This window comes from Streptomyces sp. GSL17-111, assembly GCF_037911585.1.
Taxonomy (GTDB): Bacteria; Actinomycetota; Actinomycetes; order Streptomycetales; family Streptomycetaceae; genus Streptomyces.
In genome coordinates, this window is the sequence record NZ_JBAJNS010000001.1 from 1,660,016 (window position 1) to 1,683,165 (window position 23,150).

Genomic DNA, 23,150 nt, shown 5'->3' on the forward strand with positions numbered 1-23,150 from the left:
TCGGGCGCGGGTGGGACTTCCTCTTCCCGGCCACTCGAAAAAGTGAACCTCACCCGCGAGTTGCGGAACAACTCCGACCATTGTCGCCGTCATGGGCCACCGGCACACCAGGCTTGGAACCTTCGGCGGAGCGTGGAAGGATGCGCGCCCGCAGCGGCGCGGACCGCGCGATTCCGGCCGAATTGCGCGAAGTTCGGGGACCGGGTCCGGTCCGGACCCACCCGGTCGCGGGTCGGGGCCACCGCAGCGGGCCGCAGGGCCGGCGCTTCGGCACACTGAACGCATGCGCGTAGAGATGTCCACGCTCCCCGGCTCGGCCGAAGTCCCCAACCAGGACCACGTTTCGGCGGCGCTCCCCGCCTCGGGCACGGGCGGCGCCCTGGTCGTCCTGGACGGGGTGACTCCCCCCGCAGGGGACGACGGATGCCGCCACGGAGTGCCGTGGTACACCGCTCGACTGGCGGCCGGATTGCTCGAACTGTCCGGTTCGCGACGGGACATGACGCTGACCCAGTGCCTCGCGCGAGCAGTGGTCCATACCTCCGACGGACATCGCTCAACCTGTGACCTTTCTCACCCCAGGACGCCGCAGGCAACCGTCGTCGTGGTGCGCTGGGACGACGAGACCGTCGAACACCTCGTGCTCTCCGACTCCGTCCTGCTCCTCGCCTCCCCGACGGGCACGGTGACGCCGGTCCTGGACCAGCGGCTGGATCCGGTGCGCGCGGCGGCGAGCGGGCTGCCCCGCGCCGAGCGGGCCGCCCGCATCGAGGCGCGGCGCAACGTCGCGGGTGGCTTCTTCACCGCCGCCGCGGACCCCTCCGTCGCCGAGCGGGCCGTCACGGGGACGACGCCCCGCGACCGGGTCAGCTCGCTGGCCGCGCTGACGGACGGCGCCACGCGCTGGACGGAGACGTTCGACCTCGGCGACTGGGCGGCCCTGCACACCGCGCTGTGTGAGCAGGGGCCCACGGCGGTGCTGCGCCGGGTGCGGGCGGCCGAGGCGGCCGACCCGGAGGGCGTCGACCATCCCCGGGGCAAGGCACGCGACGACGCGACGGCCGCCCTGGTGGTCTTCTGACCGCGCCTCCCCGGCCCCCGACGCCGCACCGGGGGATCAGGCGTGCGGCTCCTGCGGAGCGTTCAGCCGGTGCAGGAGACGGGCCAGCTCGGCGATGTCCGCACGCTCCCACCCGGCGAGCCGGCGCAGGTACCGCTCGCGCCGCACCCCGCGCACCCGGGCGAAACTGCGCCGCCCCTCGGGCGTCAGCTCGACCAGGAAGGCCCGGCCGTCGGCCGGGTCGGGGCTGCGGGCGAGCAGCCCCAGCCGCTCCAGGGCGGTGAGCTGACGGCTCATGGTCCCCTTGCCGACGCCGAAGTAGGCGGCGAGCGCGGTGGCGCGCTGCGCTCCCGTCTCGTCGAGTCGCAGCATGATCCCGTAGGCCGCCGGTTCCAGGTCGGGGTGGAGCTCGCGGGCCATCTCCCCCGAGGAGGCGCGCGCCCGGCGCAGGAGCACCGACAGTTCGCGTTCGAGGTCGAGCACCTCGGGGGCGGACCCCTCGTCGTCCACGTCAGCTTCCCTTCACCCACCGCTGCCGACCGGCGGGCGTCCCGTCCCGCGCGGTGCCGGAGGCCGTCCCGCCGCCGTCGCGTCCGGAGCCTTCCCGGCGGCGCCGGAGGCCAGTATTTCGCAGCCGGGCGCGCCCGCACGCCGCCAGGGGTGGGCGGCTCGCCCCGGCCGGGGCCGACGCGGCCGGGGTCGGTGGGGCCGGGGTCGGTGGGGCCGGGCTCAGGCGGGGTGGGGGTGGGCGGCGGAGCCCTGGCGCTGGTAGCGGCGCAGGGGCAGCCAGAGCGCGATGCCGGTCAGCAGGGCCAGCAGGTGGCTCCAGTCCGTCACCGGGTCCTTGAGGGTGACGAGGTCGGACACGACCAGCGTGGCGAGGGCGCCCAGCAGGAGCCAGCGCGCCCACACCACGCGCAGCACACCCGCGAGCGCGCCGGCGCAGGCCAGCACACCGCAGCTGATGCCGTAGTCCAGCCGGCTCAGCGAGGACTCCGGCAGGTGGTCGAGGGCGACGGCCGCCGCGACGGTGAGCTGGGTCGCGAGCGTCGCGAGGACGTGCCCGGCGACGAACACCGCCGCCGTGCGCCAGCCCCCGACCCGGCGCTCCAGGCCGGTCAGCGCGAAGACGAAGCCGAAGGCGACGGGGGCCAGCAGCGGCCCGTTGTAGAACATCGCGCTCGCCACGAGGACGAAGAGCGGCTCCTTGGACAGGTTCTGCACGTCCGTGCTGGAGCCGGCCAGCCAGCGCCCGACGACCTCCGGATCACCGAACTCCGTCAGCAGGGTGGTCGCGACCAGGAGCAGCAGGTAGCAGAACGTGAACGGAGTGCCCTTGGGGTCGGGCAGCAGCCGGGCCAGGTGGCGGTGCGGCGGCAGGTGGGGCGGCTGGGGCGGTGTGCCCCGCCCCGACTCCGCACGACCGGAGCGGGCGCCCCGCCGGGCGTCCGCCGCGCCGCGCGCTTGCGTGCTCCCCTCGCCGCGCGGCCGGTCCTCGCCGGACCGCGCCCGGGACGTCCCGCCGGCCGTGCCGGTGTCGCGCTCGGTGGGCCGGGTGCGTGCCGTTCGTGCTGTGGTCCGCATCGACGGGCTCCCTTCCGTGCGCGGGCACGTTCGCTGGCGTCGGGGCCGCCGCTCGCGTCCCGGTCCTCGGTCAATGTCAGTGGTCGACGCCACACCTGTCAACCGGCCGTAAGGGCATGTCATCGTACGCCGGACCCGGGGTGGACCCCGCCCGGAACAGGCCCGGCATGGCCCGGCGGCCCGCACCCCCTCTACGCTGCTGCCACACACCTCGGGGACGGCACAGGCAGGCGGGGCAGATGGAGCACACGAACACGGCGCAGTCCCAGGGCGGCGCGGGCGCGGCGGCCACCCCCGGCGCGCAGCGGCGCATCCTGGTCGTCGAGGACGATCCGACGATCGTCGAGGCGATCGCCGCGCGGCTGCGCGCGGAGGGTTTCGCCGTGCAGACCGCCGCCGACGGACCGGCCGCGGTGTCGACCGCCGAGAGCTGGAACCCGGAGCTGCTGGTCCTGGACGTCATGCTCCCCGGCTACGACGGGCTGGAGGTGTGCCGCCGCGTGCAGGCGCGGCGCCCGGTGCCGGTACTCATGCTGACCGCCCGCGACGACGAGACGGACATGCTCGTGGGCCTCGGCGTCGGCGCGGACGACTACATGACGAAACCGTTCTCCATGCGGGAGCTGGCCGCCCGCGTGCACGTCCTGCTGCGCCGCGTGGAGCGGGCGACGCAGGCGGCGGCCGTCCCCCCGGCGGGCTCGCTGCGCCTGGGCGAGCTGGAGATCGACCACGCACAGCGGCGTGTGCGGGTCACCGGCCAGGACGTGCACCTGACCCCCACCGAGTTCGACCTCCTGGTGTGCCTGGCCAACTCGCCGCGCGCGGTCCTCTCCCGCGAGCAGCTCCTGGCGGAGGTGTGGGACTGGTCCGACGCCTCGGGCACCCGCACCGTCGACAGCCACATCAAGGCGCTGCGCCGCAAGATCGGTGCCGAGCGCATCCGGACCGTGCACGGCGTCGGCTACGCGCTGGAGTCCCCCGCGCCGGCCGGCGACGGCGCCTGACCGCCGGGTGAGCGGCTACCGGCCGACGGCCGGCCCCTCCGGATGCCGGGCCCGGGCCGAGCGGCCGTCCCTCAAGGCCAGGACCTGGGCCGCACTGCGCCACGTGGACCCGTTCCGGTCCGTGAAGGGCGCGCTCGGCTGGCTGGTCAGCGTCTCGGTCGGCATCACGACGTTCCTCATCGTGGTCGCGCTCAACGTGGCGATCGAGCTGCGCGTCATCGTCATCCTCGCGGTGATCGCCTCGCTGCTGATCACGCAGTTCGTCGCGCAGCGCCTCGCGGCCCCGCTCGACGAGCTGACGGACGCGGCGCGCGCGATGGCCCGGGGCGACTACGCCCGCCGCGTCCAGTTCGACCGGCGGGACGAGCTGGGGGAGCTGGGTGCCACCTTCAACGTGATGGCGGCCGATCTGGAGGCGGCGGACCGGCACCGCAAGGAGCTCGTGGCGAACGTGTCGCACGAGCTGCGCACCCCCATCGCGGCCCTGCGCGCGGTGCTGGAGAACGTCGTGGACGGCGTGTCGCGGCCCGACCCGGAGACGATGATGACGGCCCTGCGGCAGACCGAGCGGCTCGGTGGCCTGGTCGAGCAGCTGCTCGACCTCTCCCGGCTCGACCACGGCGTCCTGCCGCTGCAGGCGCGACGCTTCGAGGTGTGGCCTTACCTGGCGAACGTGCTGAAGGAGGCCAACATGAGCAAGCGCCAGGGCCACGCGCGCACGGACGTGCACCTGCACCTGGACGTCTCCCCGCCGGAGCTGACCGCGCACGCGGACTCCGAGCGGCTGCACCAGGTGGTCACCAACCTCATCGACAACGCCGTCAAGCACAGCCCGGCGCACGGCCGCGTCACCGTCTCGGCCCGGCCCGGGCGGCAGCCGCAGGGGCTGGAGCTGGAGGTGCAGGACGAGGGACCGGGCATCCCCGAGCCGGACCGGGAGCGGGTCTTCGAGCGGTTCGGGCGGTCGGCGAGCGCCGACTCGGGGGACGGCGGCACCGGGCTCGGCCTGGCCATCGCCCGCTGGGCGGTGAACCTGCACGGGGGCCGGATCAGGGTCGCGGAGTCCCCCCGGGGCTGCCGCATGGTCGTCACTCTTCCGGGTCTCGGTCGGCTGCCGGAGTGACGTAGGCTCGGCGACGGCGCCGTCCGTCGGTGTCGGGGAGACGTCTCTTCGGCCACCCGGGTGTGAAACCCGCGTGAACCGGTAACGCCTTCGAAAGGCTGTGGCACTCGGTGGCCGCAGTCGTGGGCCGACGTACCCGGAGCAGGCAAAACCCAGTGTCTTTCCCACCTCCGCGCGCCCTGAAACACCGCTCCAGATGTGACGTGCGCGACGACTGGCCGGTCCGGACTGCACCGAACGGCATCGGGGGCGTAGCCTTAATTCCCGCTGTCCACCACCATGTGAAGCGGAAGAGGGCGGTTGCCGCCGTGTCGTCACAGTCCCCGAAGACCTCGAGCATCTCGACCGACCAGGACGGGCAAGGAAAGAGCCCCGTCACCGGTTTCGGTCACAACGAGTGGCTCGTCGACGAGATCTACCAGCAGTACCTCCAGGACCCGAACTCGGTAGACCGGGCCTGGTGGGATTTCTTCGCCGACTACAAGCCGGGCCAGACGACGAGCGCGGAGCCGCAGGCTCCCGCAGCCGCCGCCCCCGCGCAGGCCGGGGCCGCCCCGGCCGCCGGGGAGAAGCCCGCCGGGCAGCCGCAGACCGCGGCGGCTCCGCAGCCGCAGGCCGCGGCCCGGCCGGCCCAGCAGGCCCCGCAGCGCGCGCCGGAGCCGGCCGCCCCGAAGGCACCGGCCGAGCAGCCGAAGGCCGCCACGCCCCGGCCCGCGCCGAAGGACGAGCAGCCGAAGGCACAGGCCGCCACGCCCAAGGAGCAGCCGAAGAGCGCCCCGGCCGCCGAGGAGCCGAGCGCCGGCCCCGAGTACGTGACGCTGCGCGGCCCCGGTGCCGCCGTCGCGAAGAACATGAACGCCTCGCTGGAGCTGCCGACGGCCACCTCCGTCCGCGCGGTCCCGGTGAAGCTGCTCTTCGACAACCGCATCGTCATCAACAACCACCTCAAGCGCGCCCGTGGCGGCAAGGTCTCCTTCACGCACCTCATCGGCTACGCCATGGTGCAGGCGCTGAAGGCGATGCCCTCGATGAACCACTCGTTCACCGAGAAGGACGGCAAGCCCACGCTGGTCAAGCCCGACCACGTGAACCTCGGCCTGGCCATCGACCTGGTGAAGCCGAACGGTGACCGCCAGCTCGTCGTCGCCGCGATCAAGAAGGCCGAGACCCTCACCTTCTTCGAGTTCTGGCAGGCCTACGAGGACATCGTCCGGCGCGCCCGCAACGGCAAGCTGACGATGGACGACTTCTCCGGCGTCACCGCGTCGCTGACCAACCCCGGCGGCATCGGCACCGTCCACTCCGTGCCGCGTCTGATGCCCGGGCAGGGCCTCATCGTCGGCGTCGGCGCGATGGAGTACCCGGCGGAGTTCCAGGGCACCTCCCAGGACACCCTGAACAAGCTGGGCATCTCCAAGGTCATGACGCTGACCTCGACCTACGACCACCGCGTCATCCAGGGCGCGGCGTCCGGCGAGTTCCTGCGCCAGATGCACCAGCTGCTGCTGGGGCAGAACGACTTCTACGACGAGATCTTCGAGTCCCTGCGCATCCCGTACGAGCCGGTGCGCTGGAACCAGGACATCGACGTCTCCCACGACGACGAGGTCACCAAGGCCGCCCGCGTCTTCGACCTGATCCACTCCTACCGGGTGCGCGGCCACGTCATGGCCGACACCGACCCGCTGGAGTACAAGCAGCGCAAGCACCCCGACCTGGACATCGCCTCGCACGGCCTCACCCTGTGGGACCTGGAGCGCGAGTTCGCCGTCGGCGGTTTCGCCGGCAAGTCGATGCTGAAGCTGCGCGAGATCCTCGGCGTGCTGCGCGACTCGTACTGCCGCACCACCGGCATCGAGTACATGCACATCCAGGACCCGAAGCAGCGCAGGTGGATCCAGGACCGCGTCGAGCGCCCGTTCTCCACCCCGGAGCGCGAGGAGCAGCTGCGCATCCTGCGCCGTCTGAACGCCGCCGAGGCGTTCGAGACGTTCCTCCAGACGAAGTACGTCGGCCAGAAGCGGTTCTCGCTGGAGGGTGGCGAGTCCGTCATCCCGCTGCTCGACGCCGTCATCGACTCGGCGGCCGAGTCCCGGCTGGACGAGGTCGTCGTCGGCATGCCGCACCGGGGTCGGCTGAACGTGCTGGCCAACATCGTCGGCAAGTCGTACGCGCAGATCTTCCGCGAGTTCGAGGGCAACCTCGACCCGAAGTCCATGCACGGCTCCGGCGACGTCAAGTACCACCTGGGCGCCGAGGGCACCTTCACCGGCCTGGACGGCGAGGAGATCAAGGTCTCGCTGACGGCCAACCCCTCCCACCTGGAGGCGGTGGACCCGGTCGTCGAGGGTGTCGTCCGCGCCAAGCAGGACATCATCGGCAAGGGCGGCACGGACTTCACCGTCCTGCCCGTCCAGCTGCACGGCGACGCGGCCTTCGCGGGCCAGGGCGTCGTGGCCGAGACGCTGAACATGTCGCAGCTGCGCGGCTACCGCACCGGCGGCACCGTGCACATCGTGATCAACAACCAGGTCGGCTTCACGGCGGCGCCCGAGGCGGCCCGCTCGTCGATGTACTGCACCGACGTGGCGCGCATGATCGAGGCCCCGATCTTCCACGTCAACGGCGACGACCCGGAGGCCGTCGTCCGCGTGGGGCGGCTGGCGTTCGAGTTCCGGCAGGCGTTCAACAAGGACGTCGTCATCGACCTCGTCTGCTACCGCCGCCGGGGCCACAACGAGACGGACAACCCGTCCTTCACCCAGCCGCGCATGTACAACCTGATCGACAAGAAGCGCTCGGTGCGCAAGCTCTACACCGAGTCGCTGATCGGCCGGGGCGACATCACCATGGAGGAGGCGGAGCAGGCGCTCCAGGACTTCCAGGGGCAGCTGGAGAAGGTGTTCACGGAGGTCCGCGAGGCCGCCGTGACGCCGGGCCAGGCGGAGTCGGCCCCGCCGAAGCCGGAGTTCCCGGTCGCGCTGGACACGGCGGTCAGCCAGGAGGTCGTCAAGCGGATCGCCGAGTCCCAGGTCAACATCCCCGACCGGATCTCCGTGCACCCGAGGCTGCTGCCGCAGCTCCAGCGCCGCGCGGCCATGGTCGAGGACGGCACCATCGACTGGGGCATGGGCGAGACGCTCGCCATCGGCTCGCTGCTGATGGAGGGCACCCCGGTCCGGCTCGCCGGCCAGGACTCGCGACGCGGCACGTTCGGCCAGCGCCACGCGGTGCTGATCGACCAGAACACCGGCGACGACTACACCCCGCTGCTGTACCTGGCGCAGGACCAGGCCCGCTACAACGTCTACGACTCGCTCCTCAGCGAGTTCGCGGCGATGGGCTTCGAGTACGGCTACTCGCTGGCCCGCCCCGAGGCGCTGGTGATGTGGGAGGCCCAGTTCGGTGACTTCGTCAACGGCGCGCAGACGATCGTGGACGAGTTCATCTCCTCGGCCGAGCAGAAGTGGGGTCAGACCTCCGGTGTGACGCTCCTGCTGCCGCACGGCTACGAGGGCCAGGGCCCGGACCACTCCTCGGCCCGCATCGAGCGGTTCCTCCAGCTGTGCGCGCAGAACAGCATGACCGTCGCGATGCCGACACTGCCGTCGAACTACTTCCACCTGCTGCGCTGGCAGGTGCACAACCCGCACCACAAGCCGCTGGTCGTCTTCACGCCGAAGTCGATGCTCCGGCTGAAGGCGGCGGCCTCCCGCACGGAGGAGTTCGTCACCGGCGGCTTCCGCCCGGTCATCGGCGACACGCTGGTGGACTCCGGCGAGGTGAGTGCCGAGGCCATCCGCAAGGTCGTCTTCTGCTCCGGCAAGGTCTACTACGACCTGGACGCCGAGCGCAGGAAGCGCGGTGCGACGGACACGGCGCTCATCCGGATCGAGCGGCTGTACCCGCTGCCGGCCAAGGAGATCCAGGACGCCCTGGCGCCCTTCACCAAGGCCCAGAAGTACGTGTGGGCCCAGGAGGAGCCGGCCAACCAGGGGGCGTGGCCGTTCATCGCGCTGAACCTGGTGGACCACCTGGACCTGATCATCGGCGCGGCGCCGGACAACGCGGACCGGCTGCGCCGGGTCTCGCGTCCGTCCTCGTCCTCGCCGGCGGTCGGTTCGCCGAAGCGGCACGCGCAGGAGCAGGCGGAGCTGGTCGCGGAGGTCTTCGACCTCTGACGCCCGCGCCGTCCCGACCGGACGACCGCGTCATCCCTGGGGCCGGGCCTCTCGTCGAGAGGCCCGGCCCCAGGGCGTCGCGGGCTCCGGGTCAGCCCATCGCGGCCTCGAAGTCCCAGTAGGGGCGGACGCGGCGCTGCGCGGAGAGCGTGTGCGGGTGCTGGGCCCCCAGCGTGCGGGTGAGGCGCTGGAGCGCATCCTCCTCCTGCTTGTCCGCCTCGGTCCGTTCGCGCAGGGACCGCAGGTCGGCCGCGAGTGCCGTCTGCGCGGACAGCGTCAGCGGGTGGTCCTCGCCCAGCGCGTGCCGGGTCCGGCGCAGGGTGTCGCGGCTCAGCTCGGCCGCGTCCTCCAGCCGGTCGTTGAAGTTCCGGCCCCGGGCGGCGTTGAGGGCGCAGCCGAGCACCCAGGGGTGGTCGTAGCCGAGGGTGGCGGCGAGCCCGGCGTAGGCGGACTCGAAGACGGCCATCGCTTCGGCGCGTTCACCGGCGGCCTGGAGGACGAGCCCCGCGTTGGACAGCATGCCGGTCGTGATGGGGTGCGCCGGTCCCAGCACGCTGCGGAAGACGGCGGAGGCCTGGTCCAGGTGGTCGCGGGCCTTGCCGAGGTCCCCGTGCTCGCGCAGGTAGTTCGCGTAGTCCGTCCGGAAGACGGCCGTCTGATGGTGGGCGCTGCCGTTGACCTGCTCGAACTGTTCGAGCAGGCTCGCCATGACCCGCCCGACTTCCTGGTGGGGGCTGCCGGCCCGGCGTTCGCACAGCACGAGGTTGTAGCGGGCCCACAACGTCTGCGGGTGCTGCCCGCCGAGGACCTGGACGTGCAGCCGCATGCCCAGTTCCTGGCGAGCGAGGGCTTCGCGGTAGCGGCCCATCAGCCGCAGGTCGCGGGCGCAGGCGGTCCCGGAGTAGAGGGTCGCCGCGTGCCGGGTGCGCAGCAGGGACTCGCGCATCCGTAGCGTCTCGACGTCCATCTCGTACGCCTCGGCGTACCGGCCGAGCATGCGCAGGGCGAGCGCTACGTTGTGCCGGTTGGTCAGCGTGGTGTAGTCGTCGGGCCCGCGCAGCAGCAGGGCCTTCTCCAGCACCTCACGCTGGAGCTGGAGGGATTCCTGGTACTGGCCGAGGTAGTGCAGGTCCTGGGCGTAGGAGTTGCTGGCGGTCAGCAGGGCGTGCTGATCGGGCTCCTCGACGGCGCGGAGCCGTTCGAGCATGCTGCGGTCCAGTTCGTAGGCGGTGCGGAAGTGGCCGCTGTTGCGCAGGATGTTGCCCTGCTGGGTGGTGAGTTCCAGCATGGCCCGCGCGTCAGGGGTGAGGAAATCGGACCACTCCTGCCTGATGCGTTCGGCGAGTTGGCGTCCGAGGACGTACTCCCCGGCACGCAGGCAGTAGCGCAGGCAGTTCAGCACGGTGCTCTGGACACGCGGGTTGGTACTGGTCAGGGCTCCGGACGGCTCCAGGTGCGGCAGCAGTTCGGCGTAGCGCGGCCAGTGCGCCGCCTCAAGCGGCTGCCCGGGGTCGGCCTCGGCCAGCAGTCGGCGCACGACCCGGCGGTAGGTCTCGCGGTCCTCGGCGGTGGTGAGCCGGCTGGCGACATCGTGGACGAGCCGGTGCATGTGGATCGTCTCGTGGCGCGGACTCGGCTCTCCGGCGCTGGACGCGGCAGCTGCGGAGCGGGTGTCGCGGGTGATGACGGAGTAGTTGACCAGCGCGTCCAGCGCCCTGGTCCAGCCGGCCGGGTCCTGGCCGATCCACGCCAGGTTCTCGGGCAGCTCCCCCGCCGGGATGCCGTGCACGAGACCGATCGGGACGCGGCCGGGGGCGAAGCACGTGGCGAGGGTCAGCAGTTCGACAGCCTGCGGCTGTGCGGCCCGCAGTCGGTTGATCATGATGGACCAGGAGGTGAGCGACGCGTCGGAATACCCCTCGAACTCCGCGCGGCCGGGCATCGGGTTGACGCTGTCCCGCACCAACCTGAGGTACTCGGTGACGGACATGTGCGACTCGCCGAGCAGGGCCGCCGCCTGGGCCAGCGGCAGCGGCACGTCGCGGTGCTCCAAGGAGACGCGTTCGGCGTCGGCCGCGGTGATGTGCGGGGCCCGCCGCATCAGGTAGGAGATCGACTCGTACCGCCGGAAGCCGGGTACCTCGACCACGTCGACCACGCGGCCCCAGTCGCGGTTACGCGAGGTGACCAGGACGTGGCCCGTCTGGCCGGGCGGCAGCAGCAGTTCGGCTCCGTCGAGGTCGTCCCATCCGTCAAAGACGAGGAGCCAGCGCCCGTACGGTTCACCGCGACGCAGCGCCTCCCGCACCACGCGGATGCGCTCACCGGTCTCGGAGCCGGTGCGCAGGCCGAGCTCGGGGGCGAGCTCGCCGTACCGCTCGCGCAGGGTGCCGCGTTGGTCGGAGGGCACCCACCAGACAATGTCGTAGTCGGGGGTGAAGCGGTGCGCGTACTCGGCGGCCAGCTGCGTCTTGCCGATGCCGGGCATGCCGACCAGCGCACAGGCCGACACGCCCTGGTCAACGTCCGTGAGCCGCTGCTGCAGCTCCATCAGCAGGTCGTCCCGGCCCGTGAAGCGCGGGTTGCGCAACGGCACCTCGCCCCAGACGACGGGCGGATCGTTGGGGTAGCGCGACTCGACTCCGCCGAGCGTGCGCTCCGGCGCGTTCGTGGACAGCCCGAGCCGGGTCAGCAGGCGCCACTCGGCCTCCTCCGCGCCGACGGCCCACAGGTCCACGGGCTGCAGGACGGTCGTGGCCGGCAGCAGCGTGCGGTTGGTCAGGTTGACGGCGGCGAACCGGTCGGAGTGCTCCCGCAGATAGCCCCGGAGGACATCGTTCCACTCACCCTCCCGGCGCGGGCCCAGTTGGAAGAACCAGTCACTCAGCACCAGGATCACCCGGCTGCCGGAGAGCAGCAGGTCCGCGAAGGCCGTCTCCAGCGGTTCCTCGCGCGGCGGGTTCCAGCGGTGCAGGGTGGTCGTGTGGCGGTAGGTTTCCAGCCGCCGCGCGATCCACGTGGCCCAGGGCCGGTTGTAGCCGGGGAAGGCGATGACGAAGTGCTCGCTGCGGTACTCGTCCACACCGCTCCTTGCCGACTGCCGCTGTGCGGCCATGCGCACGTCTCCCTCGTTGCGTAGGACCGCGCCATCCCCGTCGACTGACGCGAGAGAACATCACTCTACGTCACGAGAACGTGGCTCTCAGGTCAACCACGGGTCAAGCCGGGCCGATTCCCCAGACTCCGGTGGTACTCACTCATGCCTTTGGTGAACTCACGTCCAGCGTATGTGAGTTCAGCGGAATTTAGGAGGATGGGCAGCGCCTCCCCGACCTGCTCCCAGCAGCGTTCGTGGCGCTCGCGAGCGGTACGGCGGAAGCGCTCGGGGGCACCGGCGCCACGGGCTAGGCGGGCCCACAGGTCGGCGAGCGCCAGGTGCGCGTACGTCCCGTGCAGCACGCCGCGCAGCGGGCGGGGGTCGGTGCGCCAGCCGACCGTGTGCAGCCTCCGGCCCGGGTCAGGGGACGTGGTGGCCCCCGGGGGCCCGCCCCCGTCGTCGAGCAGGGGGACCAGGTCGTGGACGAGGTCCAGTTTCGTGTGGTGCGTCTCGTGCACCACCACGGCGGCCAGCTCGGCCGGGGAGCCCGGCCACGTGGTGAGCAGGGCGCCCGGCATCGCCCGGGCCGTCGCACTCAGCGCCTCCCCGTGGACGGCGGGGCCGCCGCCGCAGGGCGTCGCGCTGAGCGGCACCACGGCGCGCAGCAGGGCCGTCGCCTCGGCCGCCCGGACGGGATCGGCGGTCAGCAGGAGGGCGAGAGCCGCACGCCACCGGGCCGCCCACGGGTGTGCCGCCGACTCCGGCCGCTCCGCCGCGGGCCGGGGCGTGCCCGTGGGGAGTCCGACCCCGCCGGGCGGGACACGGAAGGGGTCGACGTCCTCCAGCCGCACCCCCGACGCGGGGAACCGGGCGGGCTGCCGCCAGCCCGGCCCGGCCCCGCGGAGGACCGGCCCTCCGCCTGGGCCGGGCACGCGCAGCAGTCCGACGCCGGCGGGCCGGCCCACCGGCGCCAGCCACGCACCGCCGCGCCACGCGTCCACCCGCACCCGCGAGGCGGGCGTGTGCAGCACCCCCACGCCGGGGAGCGCCAGCACCCCGGCCTCCGTTGCCAGGTCGGCCGTGAACGGGGTGCCGGTGCGCAGGGCGACCGCCGACGCGGTGGCCCCGAAGGCGGTCAGCGCCCGCTCCAGACCGGCGCCGTCCGCCGCCCGGAGCGCGGCCACCAGCCGGGCGCCCACCGTCGGGTAGCCGAGTGCGGCGCGGGCCGCCCGGGGACGGCGGGCCTCCGCGCGGGCGAGCAGGTCCCAGTGGGCCTCGAACGCACGGCGTGCCTCGGGGCCGACCGCGTCGGGGGGCCGCCGCAGCCGGGTGTGGAGGGCCTTGAGGAGCACCAGCCGACGGTCGTCCACGGCTCGGCGCAGCAGGGCCAGGTCGCCGGGCACGGGCCGGGTGGCCGCCAGGCGGGCGAGCGCCGGGCCCGGCAGGCGGGTCGGACTCGTCGCGCTGGTCGCCGCCACGGGCGCCTCCTCGGGATGCGCCTCCGGCGGCCGGGCCGGCGCGGAGGAAACTGGCCGGAAATCACCCTTCCTGGTCCGGCCCTCCCCCGCACCAGATCTCGGCGAGCACCTCCGGGTCGCTGAGTATGGCGTCGACCCGGGCCGAGAGATGGGGTTCCGTCAGGTCCGCCAAGGCCGCGAGGGCGACTCCACCGAGGTCCGGAAGGGGGCGGGCCCCGGGCGCCCGGCCTGACGGCGCCGCCTGCACGTCCTTGGTCACCCTGCGCTCTCCTCCCCGCTGCCACCCACCGAACGCGCCCCGAACGGCTGCACGGTTCTTCCCACCGCGCCGGATACGGAAACCCGTTCGGGTGCGCTTCGGTCACCGGCCGTCGAGTCCGGCCAGGCGCTGCCGGGTCGCCTCCACCTCCTCCCATGGCACCGGGTCGAGGTGGGCGACGAGCCGCCGCCACTCGAGCGACGCCTCGCGGTAGGCGTCCAGCGCGGCACCGGAGCGGCCCTCGGCCTCCCGCAGCTCCCCCCGCGCGTGCAGGGCGCGGGCGACGGCCACCGACGGACGGTCCTCCGCCGCCGCGCGGGCCTCGGCGAGCGAGGCGTCGAGGGAGGCCGCCGCGTCCGCCCGGCCCCGCGCCGACGCCGCACCCTCGTCCGCCGCCTGCACGCGGCCGAGCTCCAGCCAGGCGGCGGACCGCAGTTCGGCGTCGACGCCACGGCGCGCGGCCTCGGTGAGCAGGTGCAGGGCCTCGTAGCGGTCCGGTGGGAAGCCGTCCCTGCGGTAGCGCACGAGCAGGGCCCGGGCGAGGAGCAGCTGGAGGCGGGAGAAGAGCGGGGAGCGGCCCGGCACGGTGGCGAACGCCTCGCGCAGGACGCCTTCGGCGCGCGCCACCGTCTCCGGGGCCGCCGTGGGGGCGTCGGCGCGGGCGAGCAGGTCGGCGCCCCACTCGGCGAGCACCTCGCACCGGCGCATGCTGTCGCGCGGTGCGCGGTCCGCGATCAGGTCGTAGGCGGCGTCGGTCTCCTCGGCGCGCCCGGCGTCCGCCAGGGAGCGGGCCCGGATGAGCAGCAGTCGTTCTCTGAGGGCCGGGTTCTCCTCGTGCCGGCCGGTCAGCTCGTCAGCGCGGCTCACGGTCTCCAGTGCCTCCTCGGTGCGGCCGTGCAGCCGCAGGGCCGCGGCGAAGTCCAGCAGAGCTCCGGCCCGCAGCTCGGCGGGCACCTCCGCGGCCTGTGACTGCTCGCAGGCCGCGCGCAGTTCGGCCACCGAGTCGGCGACCAGCCGCGCCCTGGCCCGGGGTACCGGTTCGGCCTCGGCGCGGGCCAGCAGCGCCCGTCCCAGCCGCAGATGCCGCGTGCGGCGCTCTTCAGGAGGCAGCGTTTCCGGATCGAGGCCACTCAACACCTCCACCGCCGAGTCGAGTTGCGGAAGGCTTCCGGTGGTCTGCCAGGTGTCGTGGTGGACGGCGGCCAGCTCCAGGACGGCCTGCGTCCGCCGGGCGTGGCCCGGCCCGGACCGGCGCACGGCCTCGCGCAGCCACGACGCGGCCTCCTCCAGCAGCGCCCGGCGCGCGGCAGTGTCCCGCCGGACGGCGGGCGTGCCCGCCAGCGCGAGCAGGGCCCGGCCGAGGGCGAGCCGGGCACGGACCCCGTCGGCGTCCGCCACGGCGTCGGCCTCGGCGCCGTCCAGGGCCTGGGTGGCGTGGTGCCGGGCCTGGGCCAGCAGCGCCGGGTCGCGCTGCCGCCGCCACTCGCGCAGCAGCGACTCCGCCTTGCCGAGGGAGCCCGCGCCGTCCTCCGTGGCGGGTGCGGGCTGGAACCAGCGCACCACCCGTGCGGGCACCTCGGCGAAGAGTGACGTCTGCGAGGTGACGCCGCCGTCGTCGTCCTCCTCTCCGGCGGACGCCCCCTCGTGACCGGTCGGGCTGGTCGGGCCGGTCGGGCCGCCCACCGCACCGCCCGCCGCGCCCGAGGTGAGCCGGGCGACCGCCCACGCGGGGAAGTTCCGGGCGCCCCTGCCGAAGTGCCGGGCGACGAGCTGCGAGCAGTGGTGCAGCACGTTGGCCGCCGCGTCCTGCCCGAGCGACTCCAGCAGCATCTCGCGCACGCCCCGCGCGAAGCGGTAGTGCGGCCCGGCGCCGATGCCGTGCGCCGGGCCCTCGACGGGCCCGGGCACCTGCCACAGCAGCCCGCCGAGCAGTACCTCGGCCAGCTCCATCGGTCCGGTGCCCGGAAGCAGCGCGCGCTGCACCAGCTGCATGACGGGCAGGGTCGTGGGGGCGGCGGCGAGGTGCGCGGCGAGCCTGCGGGCGCCCGGTGAGGCGCTCGCCGTGAACGCACGCAGCACCTCCTCCGGGCTCCGCGCCGCCTGCCGGTGGGGTCCGGGGGCCGGAGCGGGCGGGTGGTCGGGCCGTAACCAGGCGGCGGCGCCGCGCACCGCGACGTCCCCCGCACCGGACAGCAGCCGCGCCCAGGCGCCCAGCGCCACCGCCGTGGGCGAGAGCACCGGCACCGGCCGCGCGCCGGGGGCGGGGTGCGCGCCGGGCCCGTAGCCGTCGGGCCGGAAGCCGGGCGGGCCACCGGCGGGCTCGCGCAGCAGCCGGCCGGGGACGGCGGGCAGGGCCGTGCGCGGCCACAGCCGCGGGGGCAGCGGTTGCACGACGGCGACCGGCGCCGTCCCCGCCCAGCCGTGCAGCATGCGCTGGGCCGCGCCGCTGCGCCACAGCGGGCCCACGCCGTCGCTCACGACGAGGGTCAGCCGGCGGCCCGTCGGGTCGCGGAACTGGCCGGGGGCGCGCAGCCGGGGCGCGCCCCCGGCGGCCGACGTGCCGATGGCCGCGCCGCCGTCCGGGCCGGTGTGCAGGTAGTGGACCTGTACGTCCCGGAAGACGCCGATCTGTTCGCAGACCTGCCGCAGCTCCTCGAACATGCGCTCCCACACGACCATGGAGGGGGACGTGTCGAGGAGGAGCTGCATGTCGGTTCCCCAGCGTTCGACCGGGCGGAAGACGGGCCGCAGGACGCCGGCCCGGGCGCTGAGGTCGGCCGTGGCGTCCTCGTCGAGACGATAGCGGCCGGAACCGGTCGGCGGCCGGTAGCCGCGCAGGGGGTGCAGGGCGCGCTGCAGGTCGAGGAGGCCGGGGAGGGCGGCGGCCGCGGGGGCACGGACGGGGAAGGCCGTCGGCGCGGGCCCGCCGTCACCCGGGCCCGGGGCGGGGGCGTCCGTCCCGGAGCCGCCGTGGACGTCGGGGCCGGGGGTGAACAGGGGCACGGGCGGCACCGCCCGGGAGCCGCCCTGCCCGTCGGGGCCGTTCCGCCCGCCGGAGTCGTCCCGCCCGCCGGAGTCGTCCCGCCCGCCGGAGTCGTCCGGCGGGCCCGGGTGGCCGGAGGGGGACGCGGGTGCGTCGGCGTCGGACGGCGCGGGCCGGGCCGGTGCCGGACGCCGGGCGTCACCGGGCTCTCCGGCGTCCCCTCCGGAAGCCGCCCGGCCGGCCAGCCACAGGGCGTCGGCGAGGTCCTCGGCCGTCGGGTCGAGACCGGCCGCCCGCAGCCGGGCCAGCAGGTCGCGCAGCGGCCCCTCCGACGCCTTCACCGTTCACCTCGGCCGGTCGAGCGGCTGCATGAGGATCTCGGCGAGGCGGTCCCGGGTCACCCGCTCGGCCTGCGGGGTGTGCTGGGTGAGGTAGAGGGCGTTCAGCAGTTGGTCCGCGGCGATGACCGAGCCGGGGTCGCGGCTGAGGAACCGCTCGATGAGATCCTCCCCCGCCGTGACCGCGTCGCCGCCGAGGTGGGCGGTGACCATGGCGACGAGCTGCTCCTCACCGGGCGGCGCCAGCTCCAGCTGGATGCAGCGGCGCAGCAGGGCGGGCGGGAAGTCCCGTTCCCCGTTGGACGTCAGGACGATGAACGGGAACGTCGTGCAGCGCACCCGGCCGCCCGTCACCGGCACCCGTACCCCGTCGTCGGTCAGGACCTCCGCCGTGGGCTCCCGGTCGGCGACGCGTTCCAGCTCGGGGATGGTGAACTCGCCCTCCTCCAGGGCGTTGAGCAGGTCGTTGGGGAGGTCGAGATCGCTCTTGTCGAGTTCGTCGACGAGCAGCACGCGGGGGCGTTCCGCGGGCAGCAGGGCCGTGCCGAGCGGGCCGAGACGGATGTAGGAGCCGATGGACGGTGGCCCGTGACCGGCCGCACCGCCCGCCGCGCGCTCCAGCTGGACGTCCTGCAGCCGCCCGATGGCGTCGTAGCGGTACAGACCGTCCTGCAGGGTCGTGCGGCTGACGATCGGCCAGCGCAGCACCCGGCCCAGCCCCAGCTCGTGGGCGACGGCGTGCGCCAGCGTCGACTTCCCCGTCCCCGGGTTGCCGGTCACGATGAGGGGGCGGCGCAGGTAGAGCGCCGCGTTGACAGCCTCCACCTCCTCCGGCCGGGGGTGGTGGTTCTCCACCAGGCGACGGCGCACACCGAGGCGGCGGGCCGCGCTCGGGTCCGTCTCCTGCCCGGCGTCCTCGCCGGCGTGTTCCCCGGCGTGTTCTCCGGCGTGTTCCGGCGGCCGTCCGGCGGCGAAGTCCCGCCAGGGCGGCGGCGGGGGCAGCCGTCGGACCCCGTCGTGCGGCAGCCCCGCACCCCGGTAGATGCGCCAGTCATTCACGGACGGCCTCCTCACGGGCTCGGTGGTCGACGGTACTCCTCGCGGCCGGGGCTGCGGAGCCCTCCGGCCGTCCGGAGCACGGCACTTGACGCGTGCTCGACCGGTGGTTCACCAGGGCACCTCCGGGGTCGGGTACGGCTCGTGGACCGGGCCGGTGCCGCCCGTCCGCGGGTCGGGCGGGTCGAAGAGCAGGGCGATCGACCGGCCCCACGCCGTCTCCGGTTCGAGCCGGTCGGGGTCGCCGGTGCGGATGCGCAGGCTGCGCAGCGGGCCGTGCAGCCGCTCGGCCGTACGGACCTCGGCCACGAACTCCTCGGCCTGCCGGTGGAAATCGGCGCAATCGGTGTGCCCGGTGGCCTGTGAGCGCCAGATGACGACGGGGTGCCCGGCGGCGAGTGCGGCGTCCAGCGCCTGCGCGCCGTCGCCCTGCCCGACCCCGCCGCAGAAGATCGGGACGCTCGCCGGGTCCGCGTTGGAGAGCCGGTCGTAGGCGGCCAGCCAGCTCTCGCCGCGCGGCCCGGCGTCGTGGCCGTCCCCCGGCACGCCCGCCCGGAGCGGTACCGCCGCCAACGGCCCGTCCTGCGCGGCCGTCCAGCGCCGCTGCCACTCCGGGGTGGGCTCGACGGTCGTGCGCAGCAGGTCCCGGACGGCGACGACCCGCCGCTGCCCGAGCGGCAGGCCGTGCGGGTTGGTCCCCTCCGGGGTGCGGCGCGGCGCCAGCTCCCAGGTGTCGAAGGGCGTGTCGAACAGGTCGCGCGGCACCACGAACTCCACGGCGGCGAGCTGCCCGCCGACGTCGCACTGGTTCAGCGCCGCCGCCAGCGGGGCGCGCAGGGCGGTGCGCAGCTCCCGCCTGCGGTGCCCGGTGTCGTCGCCGTCGAAGCCCCGCACGCCCCCGGCGTCGTCCCCGCCCTGCGGGTCGAAGACGAGCTTGACCTCCCACGGGTAGCGGTCCCCGTAGCCGCACGGGTGGATCACCACCCGGACGGCGGCGCGCGGCCGGGGCCGCTTGACGGTGCCCGGGCCGTCGCCGTCCAGGATCTCCTGCACCTCCTGGCGGATGTCGATGAGCGGTTCGGCGGCCGTGCGCACCCAGGCGCCCAGCTCCCGCAGCGGGCCCACGTCGTCCTCGTGGCCGCGCGCCCGGACGAGGCTCGCGACCTCCGCCGCGTACAGCACGACGCCCATCAGCTCCCGTGCCTCGTCCCGCCCGTAGAGCAGCCCGACGCCCTCCCGCCAGGTGCGCGGCGCCGGCTCGTCCACGCTTGGCCGGTAGCGGCCCTGGAGGGTGCGCCGGCGCACGCCGTCCACCAGCGAGGCCACCTCCCCGGACGTCGCGGGCGGCGTCAACGCGGCCAGCCTGCCGAGCAGATGGGCGCGCAGTGCCGGGTCGAAACGACGGAGCCGGTCGCCCAGGAGCTCCAGCTGGGCGTCCGTCCAGGAGGAGTCGGAACCGAGGGTGCGCTGCCGGGCCAGGTGGTGGGCGTCGTGGGCCGCGAGGACCTGCGTCAGCAGCGCGTCGCCACCGGGCAGCTCGCGCAGCGCGTGCAGCGCGGTGACGGGGACGGCGACCCCCGCGGTGGGGTCGCCCTCGTCCCGTGCCTTGCACACGCCGATGACCTCGCCCCGGACCCGGTCCACCAGCGGGCCGCCGGACGTGCCCGCGACGGGCCGTTCACCGCGCAGGAGGAGCAGCGGCCCGTCCAGCCCGCTGACCTGCCCCACCGCGGGCCGGTAGGCGCGGGTGCCGGTCGTCAGGGACCAGCCGTGCAGGGAGATCCGGCTGCCCTCGAACGACGAGCGGTCGCTGAGCCACACGCACGCGACGTCGAGCGCCTCCGGGACGTGGACGAGCGCGAGGTCGGGGGCGGGCCACCCCCGGAAGACCTCGCCGTGGCGCGGCACGGGGTGGGCGAGGCGCACGGTGCCGGTGGTCCGGCCGCCCGCCCAGGTGACACCGACGGCGTCCGTGGTACCCCACACCTCGCCACCTCCTTCGGCCAGGACATGTGCGCAGGTCAGAACCCAGGTGGGGGCGATGAAGAAGCCCGTTCCCCAGAACGCGTCGCTGGCCCCGTCATACCCCTCTCCGGGGGCGGCGATGCGCACGGCCGCACTGCGTACCAGCGCGTCCAGGGGGCTCACGGAGCGGACGGCGCGGAGGCGGCGGCGTCCCCCGGTCCGGGCGGCGTCCCGCCGGAGCCGTCGCCCTCGCCCCGGCGCGGGCCGCGCTCGGACCACGTCAGCGTCACGTTGATCGATGCGGTGCCCTGGGCGTTGGCCAGAAGGCTCACCAACCGCCCCTCCTGGGCCGCCAGTTCCAGGCCGAACTCGACGGTCACCTCGTCCGGTGCGGCGGTGGCCATGCCCATGCGCACGGAGCGCACGACACCGCGCACGGTGTCGGAGAGGCCCGAGGCGAGCTCCGCGACGCGGCCGGAGAGCGCGGAGTCCCGGTAGCCGCCCGGCGGACGCAGCTCCTGCGCCTCGCTGATCCGGGCCCACACGACGGTCCCGTCGTCCAGTCGCAGCTGGCTGATGCCCTCACCCACGCGCCAACACCCCGTTCGCACACAGTCGTTGAACCCCCGGTCCGAGCAGCAGGCTATCGGCGCGACCGGGCGGACGCGAGGGGCGAAGGGCGGACGCGGCGGGGCCGGGACCAGCGGGCCGGACGGGCGGGCGGGGCGCGTGCGGGCCCGGCATATCCTGCGGGCAGACACCCGAACGGCGACGGAGAGCACGTTGTACTTCACCGACCGAGGCATCGAGGAGCTGGAGAACCGGCGCGGCGAGGAGGAGGTGACCCTCGCGTGGCTGGCCGAACAGCTTCGGACGTTCGTCGACCTCAACCCCGACTTCGAGGTCCCCGTGGAACGCCTCGCCACGTGGCTGGCCCGTCTCGACGACGAGGACGACGAGTGACGCCGGGCCGACCTCGGACGCGATAGATCGCGTCCCGCCTGCGGCGGACATCCCTCGCGTGAGCCCCGGGCAGGCAGCCCTTGACGTGCGGCGAACGCGATGTATCGTGAGTAGCGCAAACGCGATATGTTGCGTGCCGTCCAGCCCGAACGGGGAGGACCTTCCTGTGTCCAGCCGAAGCGAGCGGTGGGTCGAGAGCCCACAACAGCTCACCCTCACCGAGCCCGTCCACCGGGCGCAGATCCGCGTCGTCGGCGGCACCGTGAACGTCGTCGGCCTGGAGCCCAGCGCCACCCCCCGGCTGGAGATCTCGGCCCTGGACGGCCCGCCGCTGCGCGTCGTCCAGGAGGGCGGCAGCCTGACCGTCGCCTACGAGGACGTGCCGTGGCAGGGGTTCCTCAAGCTGCTGGACGGCGAGGGGCGGCGGCGCAGCGCCGACGTCACCCTGGCCGTCCCCGCGTCCGCCGACGTGCGGGTGGCCGTCGTCGGTGCCGACGCCGTGGTGTCACGCATCACCGGCCGGACCGAGATCCGCGGCATCTCCGGCGGCACGACACTCGTCGGGCTACGCGGCCCCGCCCACGCGCACACGGTCTCCGGTGGCGTCGAGGCCCAGGGCCTGGCGGGCGACCTCACGTTCCACTCGGTCTCCGGCACCCTCACGGTGATCGACGGCGGAGCGGGCGCCCTCAGGGCGGACACCGTCACCGGTGACCTCATCGTGGACGTGAGCGACACACACGGCGCGGCGTTCCCCGAAGCCCCCGGGGAGCCCAGGGACCACGAGCGGGGCTCCGTGCCCGGCGCGCTGTGTCTCACCAGCGTCTCCGGGGAGATCGCGATACGCCTCCCCCAGCGTCCCGACGCCGTGGTCGAGGCCCACACGGGCGGCGGCTCCCTCTCCTGCGGGTTTGACGACCTCCGGGTCAGCGGCCAATGGGGCGCCAAACGCCTCACCGGCACCCTCGGTTCCGGACGCGGCAGCGTGAAGGCCACGACCGTCTCCGGTCGTATCGCGCTCCTGCGCAGGAGCCCCTCCCCCACCGACGCCCCCTCCTTCGCGAAGGACGCCTGACATGCCCCCCGTCTTCGCCCACGGCCGGCTCCGCCTGTACCTGCTGAAGCTCCTGGAGGAGGCCCCCCGGCACGGCTACGAGGTGATCAGGCTGCTGGAGGAGCGCTTCCGCGGCCTGTACGCCCCGTCCGCCGGCACCGTCTACCCCCGCCTGGCGAAGTTGGAGGCCGAGGGGCTGGTCAGCCACACCACCGAGGGCGGGCGGAAGGTCTACCGGCTCACCCAGGACGGCCGCGCCGAGCTGGCGGGCCGTCGCGGCGAGCTGACCGACCTGGAGCGGGAGCTCCACGACTCCCTGGCGGCCCTGGCCGGGGAGATCCGGGAGGACGTCCGCGGCTCGGCGGACGACCTGCGCCGCGAGATGAGGGAGGCCGCCGAGCGCACGCGTGCCCCGGGCGAGGACGAGCCGGACGCCTGGTGGCAGACGGCCACCCGGGAGTGGAAGGAGGAGGCCCGCCGGGCCAAGGCGGAGAGCCGCAAGGCCCGCAAGGAGAGTCGCGCCGCCCAGGAGGAGGCCCGGCAGGCACATCAGGACGCCCAGCGGGCGGCGCAGGAGGAAGTCCGCCGGATCGCCCGCGAAGTGCAGGACCGCGTCTCCTCCCACACCCAGACCGGGGACTGGCAGGGGGCGGTCCGGGAGGGCATGGCGCAGCTGGCGCGGGAGATGAGCCGGCTCGGGCGCTTCACGGGCAACACCCCGCCGTGGCACTCCCCGTCGAGCGGACCGCAGGAGGGCGAGGCGGGCGGACCTCCGGCGGGCGGCGGCCCGGCAGCACCCCCCGCGCCGGAGTGGGCGGCTGAGGGGAACGAGCCGGAGGCGGACCCGGCACGCAGTCTGGAACGCCTGCTGGACCGCTTCCGGGACGAGGTACGCGACGCCGCGCGGGACCACGGCGTCACCGAGGAACAGCTCCGGGAGGCACGCCGCCACCTGTCCACCGCCGCCGCCCACATCGGCGTCATACTCCGGGGCCCCCGCTGAGC

16 protein-coding genes are annotated in these 23,150 nt (G+C 74.4%); 7 read left to right on the forward strand and 9 right to left on the reverse strand.

Features of this window, described 5'->3' with window-relative positions; all coding sequences use genetic code 11:
- Window positions 1-283 precede the first annotated feature (283 nt).
- Window positions 284-1,081, forward strand: coding sequence for a hypothetical protein (locus V6D49_RS06985; protein WP_340558056.1), 798 nt, complete (start codon window positions 284-286; stop codon window positions 1,079-1,081).
- Window positions 1,082-1,117: 36 nt separating this feature from the next.
- Here the strand turns inward: V6D49_RS06985 and V6D49_RS06990 are convergent, their stop codons facing one another.
- Window positions 1,118-1,570 carry a MarR family winged helix-turn-helix transcriptional regulator gene (locus V6D49_RS06990; protein ID WP_340558058.1) on the reverse strand — a complete coding sequence of 151 codons (453 nt, stop codon included), beginning with the start codon at window positions 1,568-1,570 and terminating at the stop codon, window positions 1,118-1,120.
- Window positions 1,571-1,789: 219 nt separating this feature from the next.
- Window positions 1,790-2,644 (reverse strand): rhomboid-like protein, encoded by an 855-nt coding sequence (locus V6D49_RS06995; protein WP_340558060.1) that lies wholly within the window; start codon window positions 2,642-2,644, stop codon window positions 1,790-1,792.
- 239 nt (window positions 2,645-2,883) lie between these two features.
- Here V6D49_RS06995 and V6D49_RS07000 point away from each other — a divergent pair, with 239 nt between their 5' ends.
- From V6D49_RS07000 to V6D49_RS07010, 3 genes are all read left to right on the forward strand, one after another.
- On the forward strand, window positions 2,884-3,648 hold the full coding sequence (locus V6D49_RS07000) for a response regulator transcription factor (RefSeq protein ID WP_340558062.1): 765 nt from the start codon (window positions 2,884-2,886) through the stop codon (window positions 3,646-3,648).
- 7 nt (window positions 3,649-3,655) lie between these two features.
- Window positions 3,656-4,771 (forward strand): sensor histidine kinase, encoded by a 1,116-nt coding sequence (locus V6D49_RS07005; protein ID WP_445330478.1) that lies wholly within the window; start codon window positions 3,656-3,658, stop codon window positions 4,769-4,771.
- A gap of 308 nt (window positions 4,772-5,079) precedes the next feature.
- Window positions 5,080-8,952 carry a multifunctional oxoglutarate decarboxylase/oxoglutarate dehydrogenase thiamine pyrophosphate-binding subunit/dihydrolipoyllysine-residue succinyltransferase subunit gene (locus V6D49_RS07010; protein ID WP_340558064.1) on the forward strand — a complete coding sequence of 1,291 codons (3,873 nt, stop codon included), beginning with the start codon at window positions 5,080-5,082 and terminating at the stop codon, window positions 8,950-8,952.
- A gap of 91 nt (window positions 8,953-9,043) precedes the next feature.
- Here the strand turns inward: V6D49_RS07010 and fxsT are convergent, their stop codons facing one another.
- The 7 genes from fxsT to V6D49_RS07045 form a co-directional block, all read right to left on the reverse strand.
- The gene (gene fxsT / locus V6D49_RS07015) at window positions 9,044-12,067 is read right to left on the reverse strand and encodes an FxSxx-COOH system tetratricopeptide repeat protein (RefSeq protein WP_340558066.1); all 3,024 of its coding nucleotides are present in this window, start codon (window positions 12,065-12,067) and stop codon (window positions 9,044-9,046) included.
- A gap of 92 nt (window positions 12,068-12,159) precedes the next feature.
- A complete protein-coding gene (locus V6D49_RS07020) occupies window positions 12,160-13,527 on the reverse strand; it encodes an aKG-HExxH-type peptide beta-hydroxylase (RefSeq protein ID WP_340558067.1) in 1,368 nt (455 codons plus the stop codon).
- 61 nt (window positions 13,528-13,588) lie between these two features.
- A complete protein-coding gene (locus tag V6D49_RS07025) occupies window positions 13,589-13,786 on the reverse strand; it encodes a hypothetical protein (protein WP_340558070.1) in 198 nt (65 codons plus the stop codon).
- 102 nt (window positions 13,787-13,888) lie between these two features.
- Window positions 13,889-17,110 (reverse strand): SAV_2336 N-terminal domain-related protein, encoded by a 3,222-nt coding sequence (locus V6D49_RS07030; RefSeq protein WP_340558071.1) that lies wholly within the window; start codon window positions 17,108-17,110, stop codon window positions 13,889-13,891.
- A 3-nt stretch (window positions 17,111-17,113) separates the two neighbouring features.
- Window positions 17,114-18,166, reverse strand: a complete 1,053-nt coding sequence (locus tag V6D49_RS07035) for an AAA family ATPase (RefSeq protein WP_340558072.1) — start codon at window positions 18,164-18,166, stop codon at window positions 17,114-17,116.
- Between the two features lie 108 nt (window positions 18,167-18,274).
- Window positions 18,275-20,311, reverse strand: coding sequence for a VMAP-C domain-containing protein (locus tag V6D49_RS07040; protein ID WP_340558074.1), 2,037 nt, complete (start codon window positions 20,309-20,311; stop codon window positions 18,275-18,277).
- Window positions 20,308-20,718 (reverse strand): CU044_2847 family protein, encoded by a 411-nt coding sequence (locus tag V6D49_RS07045; protein ID WP_340558076.1) that lies wholly within the window; start codon window positions 20,716-20,718, stop codon window positions 20,308-20,310. The genes V6D49_RS07040 and V6D49_RS07045 overlap by 4 nt, the downstream gene beginning before the upstream one ends.
- A gap of 193 nt (window positions 20,719-20,911) precedes the next feature.
- Here V6D49_RS07045 and V6D49_RS07050 point away from each other — a divergent pair, with 193 nt between their 5' ends.
- The 3 genes from V6D49_RS07050 to V6D49_RS07060 all read left to right on the forward strand — a co-directional run bounded on the left by V6D49_RS07050 (window position 20,912) and on the right by V6D49_RS07060 (window position 23,148).
- Window positions 20,912-21,091: a DUF6104 family protein gene (locus tag V6D49_RS07050; RefSeq protein WP_191210994.1), complete on the forward strand. Its 180-nt coding sequence runs from the start codon at window positions 20,912-20,914 to the stop codon at window positions 21,089-21,091.
- Window positions 21,092-21,257: 166 nt separating this feature from the next.
- Window positions 21,258-22,166: a DUF4097 family beta strand repeat-containing protein gene (locus V6D49_RS07055; protein WP_340558077.1), complete on the forward strand. Its 909-nt coding sequence runs from the start codon at window positions 21,258-21,260 to the stop codon at window positions 22,164-22,166.
- Between the two features lies 1 nt (window position 22,167).
- On the forward strand, window positions 22,168-23,148 hold the full coding sequence (locus V6D49_RS07060; protein ID WP_340558078.1) for a PadR family transcriptional regulator: 981 nt from the start codon (window positions 22,168-22,170) through the stop codon (window positions 23,146-23,148).
- The last annotated feature ends 2 nt before the right edge of the window (window positions 23,149-23,150 follow it).